Annotated in this window: 7 protein-coding genes; all 7 read left to right on the top strand. The window is 72.4% G+C overall.

The annotated features are described in order from the left end of the window. Window positions 1-2,809: non-ribosomal peptide synthetase (locus ACZ6TU_RS07870; protein WP_469547350.1), on the top strand; the 2,809-nt coding region annotated here is incomplete at its 5' end. 81 nt (window positions 2,810-2,890) lie between these two features. After that, window positions 2,891-10,777, top strand: coding sequence for an amino acid adenylation domain-containing protein (locus ACZ6TU_RS07865; protein ID WP_469547348.1), 7,887 nt, complete (start codon window positions 2,891-2,893; stop codon window positions 10,775-10,777). Window positions 10,778-10,829: 52 nt separating this feature from the next. Beyond that, entirely contained in the window at window positions 10,830-11,039 is a 210-nt protein-coding gene (locus ACZ6TU_RS07860) for an MbtH family protein (protein ID WP_467679432.1), read from the top strand. A 55-nt stretch (window positions 11,040-11,094) separates the two neighbouring features. Beyond that, a complete protein-coding gene (locus ACZ6TU_RS07855; RefSeq protein ID WP_467679430.1) occupies window positions 11,095-12,090 on the top strand; it encodes a TauD/TfdA family dioxygenase in 996 nt (331 codons plus the stop codon). After that, window positions 12,087-12,473 (top strand): nuclear transport factor 2 family protein, encoded by a 387-nt coding sequence (locus ACZ6TU_RS07850; RefSeq protein ID WP_467679428.1) that lies wholly within the window; start codon window positions 12,087-12,089, stop codon window positions 12,471-12,473. The genes ACZ6TU_RS07855 and ACZ6TU_RS07850 overlap by 4 nt, the downstream gene beginning before the upstream one ends. Before the next feature lie 47 nt (window positions 12,474-12,520). Continuing rightward, the gene (locus ACZ6TU_RS07845) at window positions 12,521-13,639 is read left to right on the top strand and encodes a branched-chain amino acid aminotransferase (protein WP_469547345.1); all 1,119 of its coding nucleotides are present in this window, start codon (window positions 12,521-12,523) and stop codon (window positions 13,637-13,639) included. Beyond that, entirely contained in the window at window positions 13,636-14,139 is a 504-nt protein-coding gene (locus ACZ6TU_RS07840) for a YbaK/EbsC family protein (protein WP_469547343.1), read from the top strand. Before ACZ6TU_RS07845 ends, ACZ6TU_RS07840 begins: the two co-directional genes overlap by 4 nt. Window positions 14,140-14,181: the final 42 nt, after the last annotated feature.

Below are 14,181 nucleotides of genomic sequence, written 5' to 3'. Positions count from 1 at the left end.
GCGGGTGCGGGTGCTGTTCACGTTCCATCATGTGCTGCTGGACGGATGGAGTCTGGCCCGGGTGCTGTCCCTCGTCCTGGACCACCACACCGCCCAGGACGGCGAACGGCTTCCCCTCCCCACCGGCGGACTGCTGGCCGACCAGGCACGCTGGCACCTGCGCCAGGACGTTCCGGTCGCCGAGGAGTACTGGCGAGCCGCGCTGGCCGGCTTCGACGAGCCGGTGGCGCTGCCCGCGGACCACCCCGTCGAGCACTCCCGTCACACCCGCTCCTCCGAGCGCGTCGAAGTGGAGCTGAGCCCCGAACTGTCGGCGGGCATCGAGGCGTTCGCGCGGCGGCATCGGCTGACGGTGAACGCGGTCGTGCAGGGCGTGTGGGCGCTGATGCTGGCCGGGCGCAGCGGCCGCGAGGACGTCGTCTTCGGAGCCACGACCTCCGGCCGGCCCACCGATCTGCCGGGCGCGGAGGAGATGATCGGCCTGTTCATCAACTCCCTCCCGGTGCGCGTCCGCCTCGACCCCCGTGAGCGCGTCGTGGACTGGCTGCGCGCCCTCCAGGAGGAGCAGCTCCAGGCCCGCCGCTACGACTACCTGCCGCTGACCCGCATCCAGGCCCTGAGCGAACTCGACGCCGACCAACGCCTGTTCGACAGCCTCGTCATCTTCGCCAACTACCCCGTCGACACCGACGCGGCAGCCGGCCGGGGCCTGGCCGTCAGCGACGTCACTGCGGTCGAGGCCACCAACTACCCGCTCAACCTGGCCGCGTACACGGGGGACACGCTCAACCTGACCCTGCTCTATGATCCGGAGGTCTTCGACGAGGACACGGTGCGGGCGCTGCGCGACGACCTGCTGCTGCACGCCACCGCCGTCACCCAGGCCGGCCCCGAGCACACCCTCGGCAAGCTGCCCCTGGTCGACACCGACCGCCGCCGGCGCCTCCTCGACGACTGGGGCCGCGGCGCCCCCGGCGATGCCGGCACGACCCTCACCGCGGTCTTCGCCGACCAGGTCGCCCGGGTGCCCGAGCGCACCGCGCTCACCGTCGACGGCCGGGACATCAGCTACGCCGAACTCGACGCGAGGGCCAACCGTCTGGCCCACCGGCTCGTCGACGCCGGCGTCCGCCCCGACACCCGCGTGGGCGTCTGCCTCGGGCGCCGGGCCGAGCTGTTCGTGACCCTGCTGGCCGTGCTCAAGGCGGGCGGCGGTTATGTGCCGCTCGACCCTTCGTACCCGGCCGACCGCCTGGCGTTCATGGTCACGGACTCGGGAGCGGAACTCGTGGTCACCGACCACGAGTGCGTGTCGGCTCTGCCGCCCACCGACGCGCGGCTGCTGCTCCTCGACGACGCCGCTGAGGCCGCCGACATCGCGTCCCGGCCCTTGTCCGCGCCCGAGGTGAGGGTGCACCCCGACAACCTGGCCCACGTCATCTACACCTCCGGCTCCACGGGCCGCCCCAAGGGAGCCGTCCTCGCGCACCGAGGCGTGCTGCGGGTGGCCCGGGACCCCAAGCTCGCCCTGACCGAGCAGGACGTCGTCGGGCAGCTCGCCACCATCTCCTTCGACGCCGGGACCCTGGAGGTCTGGAGCGCCTGGCTCAACGGCGCCGCGCTGGCGGTCAGCCCCTCCCGCACGATGTCCGCCGTCGAACTCGGCAAGTTCCTCCAGGAAGCCGGGGTGTCCGCGGTCTGGATCACAGCCGGGTTGTTCCACGAGATCGTCGACACGGACGTACAGGTTCTGGCCGGGCTCCGGCTGGTGATGTCCGGCGGCGACACCCTCTCTCCGGCCCACTGCCTCAAGGTGGTGTCCGAACTCCCCGGCGTCCGAGTGATCAACGGATACGGCCCCACGGAAGGCACCGTCTTCACCACCCTGTTCGTGGTGAACGGCAACTACGGCGGTACCGGACCGATGCCGATCGGCACCCCCATCGCCGGCACCCGGCTGCGGGTGCTCGACCACGCGCTGCGCCCGGTGCCGCCCGGCGTGCCCGGCGAGCTGTACGTCTGCGGTGACGGCCTCGGACGCGGCTATGTGAACCGGCCCGGCATCACCGCTGAGCGGTTCGTGGCCGACCCGTTCGGCGGCCCCGGCGAGCGCATGTACCGCACCGGTGACCTCGTGCGCTGGCTGCCCGACGGCAGCCTGGACTTCGTCTCCCGCACCGACTTCCAGGTGAAGATCCGGGGACTGCGCATCGAACTCGGCGAGATCGAGGCGGCCCTGACCGCCCACCCGGAGGTGGCCCAGGCCCTGGTGCTGGCCCGCGAGGACCAGCCCGGCAGCAAGCGGCTGGTCGCCTACGTCGTATCGGACACCGAGGACCGGGCGCCGTCGCCGCAGGAACTGAAGGAGACCGTCGGCCGCCGACTGCCGGCCTACATGGTGCCGTCGGCCGTGGTCGTCCTGCCCGCCTTCCCCCTCAACCCCAACGGCAAGGTCGACCGGCGGGCGCTGCCCTCTCCGGAGGAGGCCCGGGGCGAGCGGCCGGAGACGGTCGCGCCCCGCACCCCGGCCGAGGAACTGCTCGCCGGCGTCTGGGGCGAGGTACTGGGTGTGGAGCGGTTCGGCGTCGAGGACAACTTCTTCGACCTCGGCGGCGACTCGATCCGCAGCATCCAGGTGATCTCACGCATCCGTGAGCTGTTCGTCATCGATCTGCCCGCCCGAGCACTGTTCGACAACCCCACCGTCGCCGACCTGGCGGCGGCCATCGAGGCACAGGTGATCGCCGAGGCCGAGGGCAGCGCCCCGTCCCCGGCCGGTCCCGGCGAGGGTTCCGGACCGACCGGCTGACCCAGCGTCACACCTCGTCATCGCCTGCCGGGCCACGACCCCCGGCAGGCCCACTTGGCAACCCCCGTGGAGGAGACACCCATGGACGCGGCGGCATCGCGCGAGAGCTGGATCGAGTCCCTGCCCGCGCATGTGCGAGACAGCCTGCGCGCACGCCTCGCAGGCGGCACCGCGCAGACACCCGGCGGACGGATCGAACCGGTGGGCCGGGACGGGAGACCGCCCCTCTCGTACGCGCAGCAACGCCTCTGGTTCCTCGACGAGTTCGACCCCGGCAGCGCCGAGTACAACTCCTGCCTCTCGCTGCGCCTGGTCGGCGGCCTCGATGTCGCCGCCCTCGCGGCGGCGCTGTCCGCCCTGGTCGCCCGGCACGAGTCGTTACGCACCACCTTCGACGCCGTCGACGGGGAGGGCTTCCAGGTCGTCGGGCAGCCGTTCACCGTTCCGGTGCCCGTGACCACGATCCCCGGGCCCGCCGACGCGGAACGGGACGCCGTCCTGGCCAACCTGCTGCGTGCGGAGGCGGCACGTCCCTTCGACCTGCGCCGAGGCCCCCTGCTGCGGCCCCTGCTGGTCCGGCTGTCCGCCCATGAGCACGTCCTGGCGATCACGATGCACCACATCATCACCGACGGCTGGTCGATGGGCGTCCTCGGCCGTGAGCTGGCCGCGCTGTACGACCGGGCCACCATGACCGGCACGTACGCCCCCGATCAGCTGCTCACCGAGAGCGGACTGCCGCCCCTGCCCGTGCAGTACGCCGACTTCGCCGCGTGGCAGCGCGCCACACTCACCGGGCCGGCGCTGGAGCGGCGGCTGTCGTACTGGACGTCGAAACTCGACGGCATCGTCCCCCTGGAGCTGCCGACGGACCGCCCTCGGCCCGCGGTACGCACCTCCGCGGGCGCCCAGCACCGCTTCACCCTGTCCGCCGATACCGCCCGCCGCCTCGCGGAGGTGGCCCGCGCCCACGGCGCCACGCTGTTCATGGCCGTGACCGCGCTCAGCCAGCTGGCCTTTTCGCGCTGGTCGGGGCAGAGCGACATCGCCGTCGGCACGACGGTGTCGGGACGGGACCGGGCCGAGACCGAGGGGCTGATCGGCTTCTTCGTCAACACTCTCGTGCTGCGCACGGAGGTCGACGAGACCCGCTCCTTCGGGCGGTTCCTGGAGTCGGTGAGGGAGACGGTGCTGGAGGCGTTCGCGCACGCGGACGTGCCGTTCGAGCGTGTGGTGGACGCCGTGGTCACCGAACGGGACCTGAGCCGGCCGCCCCTCGCCCAGGCCATGGTGTCCCTGCAGAACACGCCCTCCGAACCGATGGCCCTGCACGGCCTGCTGTCGGAGGAGTACATCTTCGAACGCGATCAGGCGCTGTGCGACATCGACATCGACTTCTGGGAGCGGGACGGTGCCCTGCTGGGAGCCGTCCAGTACAACACGGATCTGTTCGACGCGGCCACGGTCGAGCGGCTCTGCCGCCACATACGCGTCCTCGCCGAGCGTCTCACCCAGCAGCCCGACCGCCCCATGGCGGGCGTGTCCATGCTCACCGAGGAGGAGTACGACCTGGCCGTACGCGGCCTGGGCGGCGTCTCCCGCCCGATGACCGCGACAACCCTGCCCGAGGTGTTCGCCGCACAGGCCGCCCGCACCCCCGACGAGGTGGCGCTCGTCTGCGGCACCACCTCCCTCACCTTCGCCGAGCTGGAGGAGCGCGCGAACCGGCTGGCGCACCACCTCGCCGCCCGCTCCATCGGCCCGGAGGACCTCGTCGCGCTCGCCCTGCCGCGCACCGAGCACATGGTCGTCGGCATCCTCGCGGTCCTCAAGGCGGGCGCCGCCTACCTGCCGCTCGACCTCGACCTGCCCGCCGACCGCATCGCCTTCATGATCGATGACGCGGTGCCCGCCCTGGCGCTGGTCCACACGGACGCCACGGCCGGCCGGGCGGACGCGTTCGCCCGGGTACCGGTCCTCGACCTCGCCGCCCCGGACACCGGCGACCTCCTCGCCGCCTGCCCGGCCCACATCCCCACGGACGCCGATCGGGTGCGCCCGCTGCGCCCGGCCAACCCGGCGCACCTCATCTACACGTCAGGCTCCACCGGCCTGCCCAAGGGCGTGCTGACCGACCACGCCGGCCTGTTCAACCTCTACCGCAACCACCTGACGGAGTTCATTCAGCCGGAGGTCCGGGCGGCCGGCGGACGCCGCTTCCGGGTCGCCCTCACCGCGGTCTTCTCCTTCGACACCTCCTGGGAGGGCCTGCTGTGGATGGTCGCCGGACATGAACTCCACGTCCTGGACGACGAGATCCGCCGCGATCCCGAGGGGATCGTCGCCTACGTCGGCAAGGAACGCGTCGACCTGCTCGACCTGACGCCCACCTACGCCGAGCAGGTCGTCGCCGCCGGACTGCTCACCGGTGAGCACCGGCCGGCGGTGCTGATGCTCGGCGGCGAGGCCGTCGGCGAGACCCTGTGGCGTACCCTGCGCGAGGCCGGGGACAGCACCACGGGATACAACTTCTACGGCCCCACCGAGGCCACCGTCGACACTCTGTGGTGCCGGCTCGACGCCAGTGAGCGGCCCGTGATCGGCCGGCCCGTGCACAACACCGGGGTGTACGTCCTGGACCGGCTGCTGCGGCCGGTGCCCGCCGGAGTGCCCGGCGAACTCCACCTGGCCGGACCGCAGTTGGCGCGCGGCTATCTCAACCGGGTCGCACTGACCGCCGAGCGGTTCGTGGCCGACCCCTTCGGGCCTCCCGGCTCCCGCATGTACCGCACGGGTGACCTGGTGCGCCGTACCGCCGACGGAGTCGTCGAATACCTGGGGCGCACCGACGACCAGGTCAAGATCCGCGGCTTCCGCATCGAACTGGGCGAGGTGGAGTCGGCCCTCGCGGCGCATCCGGACGTCGCTCAGGCCGTCGCGGTCGCCCGGGAGGGCCGTACCGGCGGCATGCAGCTCGTCGGTTACGTCGTCCCGCGTCCCGGCGCCACCGCGCCCGGCACCGCCGAACTGCGTCAACTGCTGTCCCGCAGCCTGCCCGACTACATGGTGCCGACCGCTGTGGTCGCTCTGGACACACTGCCGATGACCAGCAGCCGCAAGGTCGACCGCAAGGCCCTGCCCGCCCCGGATCCCGCCGCCTTCGCCGCCGCCGCGACGCGGGTGCTGCCCCGCACCGCCGTGGAGGAGGTGCTGGCCGGCATCTGGACCCAGGTGCTCGGTCTCGACGGCGTCGGCGTCACCGACAACTTCTTCGAACTGGGCGGCAACTCGATCCTGAGCATCCAGGTGATCTCCCGGGTCCGGAAGACCTTCGGCATCGAGCTGTCCGCGCGGGCCCTCTTCGACCGGCCCACCATCGCCGGCCTCGCCCACCTGGTGTCCGAGGGCCGGGCCGCCGCGCACACCGGCCGTATCGTCCCGGCCGGCCGCGACCGGCGGCTGCCGCTGTCCTTCGCCCAGGCCCGGCTGTGGTTCCTCGACGAGTTCGAGCCCGGCAACGCCGCCTACAACGCCGGCGGCGTGCTGCGCCTCACGGGCGAGCTGGACACCGGCGCGCTGTCGGCCGCGCTGTCCGCCCTGGTGCTGCGCCACGAGGTGCTGCGCACGACCTTCGACGTCATCGACGGCGAAGCAGTGCAGGTCGTCGGCCAGCCGTACGAGGTGCGGCTGCGTGTCACCTTCGTGGCGGCCTCCGAGGGTGTGGAGCGGGAGGCACAACTCGACGACGTCCTCCGTACGGAGATCGCCGTCCCCTTCGACCTGCGGCGCGGACCCCTCCTGCGCACCCTGCTGGTCCGGCTGGCACCCGACGAGCACGTGCTGGCCCTGACCCTGCATCACATCGTGACCGACGGATGGTCCATGGGCGTCGTGGCCCGGGAACTCGGCGCGCTGTACGGCGCTGCCCACGAAACCGGCGCGCGCGACGCCCGCGACGTACTGGACCACGCGGGCCTGGAGCCGCTGCCGGTGCAGTACGCCGACTACGCGGTGTGGCAGCGCGAACGGCTCGCCGAGTCCGAGCTCGAACGCCAACTCGCCTTCTGGCGGAACCGCCTGGACGGCATCGCCCCCTTGGAGTTGCCCACCGACCGTCCCCGCCCCGCCGTGCGCGGTTACGCCGGCGCGCTGCACCCCTTCCGTCTGACGCCCGCAGCCACCGCGGCCCTGACCGGCGCCGCCCGCGCCCACGGCGCCTCCCTGTTCATGGCGGTGACGGCGCTGACCCGGCTGGTGCTCGCGCGTTGGTCCGGGCAGCGGGACATCGCGCTGGGCACGCTCAGCTCGGGCCGCGACCGGGCCGAGACGGAGGGGCTGATCGGCTTCTTCGTCAATACGCTGGTGCTGCGCGGCGAGGTCGACGAGTCCGCCACCTTCGGGCAGTCGCTCCAGGCGGTGCGCGAGACCGTGCTGGAGGCGTTCGCCCACGCGGACGTGCCGTTCGAGCGCGTGGTGGACGCCGTGGTCACCGAACGGGACCTGAGCCGTCCCCCGCTCGTCCAGGCGCTGATCGCCTTCCAGAACACCCCCGACGAGCCGATGGTCCTGCCCGGACTGAGGCTGTCCGAGCAGCCCATGTCACGGGACTTCTCCCTCTTCGACCTCACCTTCAACTTCTGGGAGGAGGGCGACACGCTGTGCGGCTCGGTGGAGTACAGCACCGAACTGTTCGACGAGAGCACCGTGCGGCGGCTGGCCGGCCATCTGGCCGGGCTGGCCGACGCACTCGACGGCGGCGTGGACGACCTGCCGATGTTCCGGCTGCCCATGCTCACCCCGGCGGAGCAGGAGCGGGCCGAACACGACCTGACCGGTGAGCGGCACCCCGCGCGCGCGGCGACGGCCGCCGAGCGCTTCGAGCGGCAGGCGGCCCGCACCCCCGACGCGCCCGCTGTGGTCTGGGACGGCGGCCGGCTCACCTACGCCGAACTCAACGAGCGCGCCAACCGGCTCGCCCGCCACCTGGTGTCGCTCGGCGTGGGCCCCGAGGACGTGGTGGCCGTCTCCCTGCCCCGGTCGAGCGAGCTGCTGACCGCCCTGTACGCGGTGCACAAGGCCGGAGCGGCGTACCTGCCGATCGACACCGCCTACCCGGCGGAACGCGTCGCCGCGCTGCTGGCCGACGCCCGCCCGGTGTGCCTGCTCACACACGGGGACCAGCCCGAACCGGTCATGACGGCGTCGGTGCCCACCGTGTCCCTGGACGCGCCCGGCACCGTCGACCGGCTTGCCGCGCTGCTCGGCACCGACCTCGGCGATCAGGACCGGCGGGCGGCGCCGCGCGGGGAGAACGCCGCGTACGTCATCTACACCTCCGGCTCCACGGGCCGCCCCAAGGGCGTCGTCGTCTCCCAGGGCAACCTCGCCCACTACGTGGACTGGTGCGTCGGCAACTACCCAGGGATCGCGGGCGGCGCCGTCCTGCACTCGTCCGTCTCCTTCGACCTGACGGTCACCACGCTGTTCGCCCCGCTCGCCGTCGGCGGCACCGTCTACGTCACCGCCCTGGACGAGGCCACGCCGGCCTTGTGGGCCGACCTCCCCGCCCCCACCTTCGTCAAGGCCACCCCGAGCCACCTCCCCCTGCTGGAGTCCCTCCCCAAGGAGGTGCTGGCCGACGGGGACCTGGTCGTCGGCGGTGAACAGCTGCTGGGCGAGACACTGGCCGCCTGGCGGTCCCACCACCCCCGAGCCCGCGTCGTGAACGAGTACGGCCCCACCGAGGCGACCGTCGGTTGTGTGGTCCATACCGTGTCTCCCGAGGACCCCGACACCCCGGGTGCCGTGCCCATCGGCGGACCGTCGTGGAACATGCGGGTCCATGTCCTCGACCGGCATCTGCGCCCCGTCCCGGCCGGTGTGCACGGCGAGCTCTACCTGGCCGGCGAGCAGCTGGCCCGCGGCTATCTGCGGCAGCCCGCGCTGACCGCCGACCGTTTCGTCGCCGACCCGTTCGGCACACCGGGCGCCCGCATGTACCGCACCGGCGACCTGGTACGCCGGCGTGCGGACGGCGTGCTCGAGTACCTGGGGCGTACCGACGACCAGGTCAAGATCCGCGCGCACCGCATCGAACCGGGCGAGGTGGAGGCTGCCCTGGCCGGCTGCCCCGGCCTCGGCCAGGTGTGCGTGGTGGCCGCCGACGGCCCCTCGGGCCGGCGGCTGGTCGCCTACGCCGCCCCGCGCGCCGACGGCCCCGGCTGTGACGCGGACGCTCTGCGGGCCTACGCCGCCCGGGTGCTGCCCGAGTACATGGTGCCGTCCGTCTTCGTCCTTCTCGAGGTGCTGCCGCTCACCGTCAACGGCAAGGTCGACCGCGCCGCGCTCCCGGACCCCGAGGCGGCCCGTGCCCCGCAGACGTCCTGGGCGCAGCCGCGCACAGAGACCGAGCGGATCATCGCCGACGTATTCGCCGAACTCCTGGGGCTGGAGCAGGTGTCCGTCGACGACAGCTTCTTCGAGCTGGGCGGCGACTCGATCCTGAGCATCCAGCTCCTTGCCCGCTGCCGGCGGGCCGGAGTGACTCTGACGTCCAAGGACGTCTTCCGCGGCGGCTCGGTGCGGGCGCTGGCCGAGCTGGTCGACGGCGCCGCACAGTCCGGCGAGACGCCGCGCCCGCGGGAGAAGGCCGGTGCCGAGGAGGGCCGCCCGGTGCCGCTGTCGCCCGTCCAGCGGTGGTTCTTCGACTCCTACGGAGCCGCCTCCTACTACAACATGTCCGTCCGGCTCGCCCTCGCCCCCGGCACCGACCTCGATGCCGTCACCGACGCGGCGGAGGCCGTCCTGGCCCACCACACCACCCTGCGGCTGCGGTTCGCCGGGCAGGGCGAGGAGCGGCGGCAGAGCGTGGCGCCGACGAGTGAGGCGGTCCGCGTGGAACGCGACGACCTGGGTGCGGTCGACCCCGAGCAGTGGGAGGACGTCGTCACCGCTCGGGTGGCGCGGGCCCAGGAGTCGCTCGACCTGGAGCGGGGCCCGGTCGCCCGCTGCGTCCTCCTCGACGGTGGGGAGCACAACCCGCCGACGCTGATCCTGGTGATGCATCACCTCGTCGTCGACGCCGTTTCGCTGCGCATTCTCGTGGACGATTTCGTCGCCGCCTGCGAACAGCGCGCGGGGGGTGCGGAAATACAACTCGATCCGGTCGGAACATCGTTCCCGGATTGGATCGATGAATTGTCCTCCCGTGCCGCAACCGGCGTATGGGACGCGGAAATTCCGTATTGGCGGGAGACGGTCTCCCGTGAATTCCCGGAAATACCTCTGGATAGGACCGGCGAGAATCTGGTAGCGTCCGAGGCGGAATACACGGTGGAACTCGACGCGGCGGAGACGGAATCCGTTCTCCGTACCGCTCCGGGCCGGTATCGGGTCCGGACCGAGGAAATACTGCTCACCGCGCTGGGCGCGGCTGTCCAGTCCTGGGCAGGCCCCGGCGGCCTCACCCTGGACCTGGAGGGCCACGGCCGCGACGAGGCCGTCGGCGAGACGGATCTGTCCCGCACCGTCGGCTGGTTCACCACGCTCCACCCGCTGCATCTGACCGTCCCGACCGAGGGCGACGCCCGCAGCAGACTGCGTGCGGTGGCCCGTCAGGTGCGCGCGGTCCCCGGCCGTGGCCTCGGCTACGGCGTGCTGCGCCACCTGCGGGGAGTCGGGGAGCTGTCCCCCGTGACACCGCCCCAGCTCCTGTTCAACTACCTCGGCCGGTTCGAGTCCGGCGACCGGACACCGGGCGGCTCGCTCGTCCGGTCGGTCGCCGCGGCGGACCGCCAGCACGACGGCTCCCTGCCGCGTCCCCACCTGCTCGACGTCACGGCGGCCGTGGCGGACGGCCGACTCCGTATCGCCGTGCGCTACTCCCGCGACCTCCACGACCCGCAGACCATCGCCCGGTTCGCCACCCGCCTCGCGGAGGAGCTGCGCACGCTCACCGCCGGCCGGTGACAGTGCCCCGCCTTCCCTGACCGACGAACACCCCGGAGAAGAAGAGACCCTCATGACGAACCCCTTCGAGAACGACGACGCCTCCTACCGCGTGCTGGTCAACGCCGAAGGCCAGCACTCCCTGTGGCCGGACTTCGCCGACGTGCCGGCCGGCTGGGACGCCGCCTTCGGCCCTGCCCCGCGGCAGGAGTGCCTGGAGTACGTCGAAGAGCACTGGACGGACATGCGGCCCAAGAGCCTGATCGAGGCCATGGGCTCCTGACTCCGCCCCTCCGCCGACTCCCTGAGCCCCACCCCCTGACGAAAGGCAGAACGGCATGAGCGGGCCCGTGCCCGAGCCGCCTGCCGTGCTCGGTGACTGCCGAGGACGGCTGGACGGCACCTCCCTGACCGCGCTCGCGGTCTACGAACCCGACACCGACGACCTGGACGTCGTGCGCTGGGTCACCGACCACCGCACCCGGCTGATGGAGATGCTCGCCGCCCACGGCGCCGTCCTCGTCCGGCGCGCCGTGTACGACGCGGAGACACTGAACGCGGTGGCCGCGCGCGTCGGCGGGGAACTGCTCACCTACACCGAGCGGTCCACCCCGCGCAGCCAGGTCAGCGGCAACGTGTACACGTCCACCGAGTACCCCGCGAACCAGACCATCGTCCAGCACAACGAGAGCGCCTACTCGGCCAGTTACCCCCAGTGGCTGTTCTTCGCCTCGACCCTGCCCGCCGAGACCGGCGGCGAGACCCCGCTGGCGGACAGCCGGTCGGTGGTGGAGCAGCTGCCCGCGGACCTGGTGGCCCGCTTCCGGGACAAGGGCGTCCGCTACACCCGCGCCTACCGCGAGGGAATGGGCCTGACCTGGCAGGAGTCCTTCCAGACGGAGGACCGGCGGCAGGTCGAGGAGTACTGCGCGGCGCGCGGCATCGAGTACACCTGGACCGACGACGGGCTGCGCACCCGGCACCACAGGCCCGCCCTGATCACCGACCCGGTCAGCGGCCGGGAGAGCTGGTTCAACCAGGCCCACCTCTTCCACACCAGTAACCTGCCGCCCGCCACCCGCGAGGCGCTCCTCGAGATGTTCGACGAGGAGGACATGCCGCGCGCTGCCTACTACGGCGACGGGACACCCATCGCCGACGAGGAGATGGAGCTGATCCGCGGAGCCCTGGAGAAGTGCGTCCACGCCTTCCCCTGGGAGCGGGGCGACCTGCTGATGGTCAACAACCTGCTCGTCTCGCACGGCCGTAGGCCCTACACCGGGCAGCGCCAGACCCTGGTGGCCATGGCCGGCAAGGGAGGTGTCGTCCAGTGACCACGGAGCCCCGCGAACCGGCGGGCGAGCGCGATGCCGTGGCCCGGGTGCGTGAGTACTACCGGCGGGTGGACGCGTCCGACGTGCCCGGTCTGGTAGGCCTCTTCGCCACCGACGCCGTCTACCGGCGCCCCGGCTACCCGCCGATCCGCGGCCATGCGGGCCTGGAGTCCTTCTACCGCGGCGAGCGCGTCATCGAGCGCGGGCGGCACACCCTCGACACCGTCGTGGCCGACGGCCTCAGGGTCGCCGTCACGGGTGCGTTCGAGGGCGACCTCAAGGACGGTCGCCATGTGTCGCTGGAGTTCGCCGACGTGTTCGTGCTCGACGCGGACCAGCGCTTCGTGCGCCGGGACACCTACTTCCACACCCCGCTGGTCTGAACGGTGCCGCGTCCGCGGCGTCATGACCCGCCACCGAGGAGTCCGTTGTGAAACTCGTCAGGAATCCGGCGGCCCTGCCGGTGCCGGCCGACGAACGGGCGCGGCGCACCGCCGCCCCCGCCTTCGGCACGGTGCTCACCGAGCACATGGTGTCCGCCCGCCATGACATCGAGCATGGCTGGCACGACGCGCGACTGGAGCCGTACGCCCCGCTGTCGCTCGACCCCGCCACCGTGGGGCTGCACTACGGACAGGTGGTGTTCGAGGGGCTCAAGGCCTTCCGCACGCAGGACGGCTCGCTGGCCGTCTTCCGCCCCGAGGCCCACGCTCGCAGGCTGCGGCAGTCCGCCCGCCGTCTGATGGTGCCGGAACTGCCCGAGGAACTGTTCCTCGCCAGTGTCGAAGCCCTCGTGGAGCAGGACCAGGCGTGGCTGCCGGACGACCCCGACATGAGCCTGTACCTGCGCCCCGTCGTCTTCGCGAGCGAGGCGACGCTGGCGCTGCGGCCGGCCCAGGAGTACCGCTATCTGCTTCTGGCCTGCGTCACCGAGGGTTACTTCGGCCGGGCGCAGCGGCCGGTCCGGGTGTGGGTCACCGAGGAGTTCAGCCGGGCCGCACCCGGCGGCACCGGGGCGGCCAAGTGCGCCGGTAACTACGCGGCCGGCCTGCTCGCCCAGGAGACCGCCCGCGAGCACGGCTGTGACCAGGTCGTCTGGCTCGACGCGGCCGAGCACCGCTGGGTCGAGGAAATGGGCGGCATGAACCTGTTCTTCGTGTTCGGTGAGGGCGGCGACGCCCGCCTGGTCACACCGCCGCTGGGCGGGACCATCCTGCCGGGCATCACCCGCGACAGCGTCCTGCGGCTCGCCCCGGAACTCGGCCTGCCCGTGGCCGAGGCGCAACTGAGCGTCGAGGAGTGGCGCAAGGGATGCGAGAGCGGCGAGATCACCGAGGTCTTCGCCTGCGGTACGGCCGCCCGCATCAGCCCGGTCAACGAGGTGTGCACGGCGGACACGACCTGGACCGTCGGCGACGGCACCATGGGAGCGGTGACGGCACAGCTGTCGCGCGAACTGTTCGCCATCCAGCGCGGATCCGTCCCGGACCGCCGGGGATGGCTGCATCCGGTGCCGGGCACCTCGGCCGCGCCGGCGGGTGCGGCGTGAGCGGTCCCACGGCCCCCGTCGCCACACCGTTGTCCGGACGGCTCCTCGGGCTGCTCGACGCTTCCGGCGTCCGCTACGAAGTGCTCGCGCACAAGGCCGAGGGCCGGACGGACCGGGCGAGCGAGCTGCGCGGGCACCACCTGGCGGCCGCCGCGAAGTCCATGGTCGTCACCGTGCTGGGCGGCGACCGCACCGAGCAGCACGTCCTCGTGGTCGTCCCCGGCGACCGGCGAGTGGACCTGACCCGCGTGGCCCTGCTCTACGGAGGGCGCAAGGCCCGGCTCACGGACCGAGCCCTGGCCGAGCGGCTGGCCGGCACCGTCAGCGGCAGCATCATCCCGCTCGCCCTGCACGAGGACATCGACGTGCTGGCCGACCCGGCCCTGTTCCGCGAACCCGTCCTCTACTTCAACGCCGCACGCCTCGACCTGTCCGTCGCCCTGCGCGTCGAGGACTACCGGGCGCTGGCGAACCCGACCGTCGTGGCGATCACCGAGTAGCGGCGGCACCCGGCACCGCGCGGTGCGTGTGCCGGACCACAT

Source organism: Streptomyces sp. NPDC052064 (genome assembly GCF_055585925.1).
The sequence above is the reverse complement of the archived record's forward strand: the minus strand, read 5'-3'. Positions and strand labels throughout refer to the sequence as shown.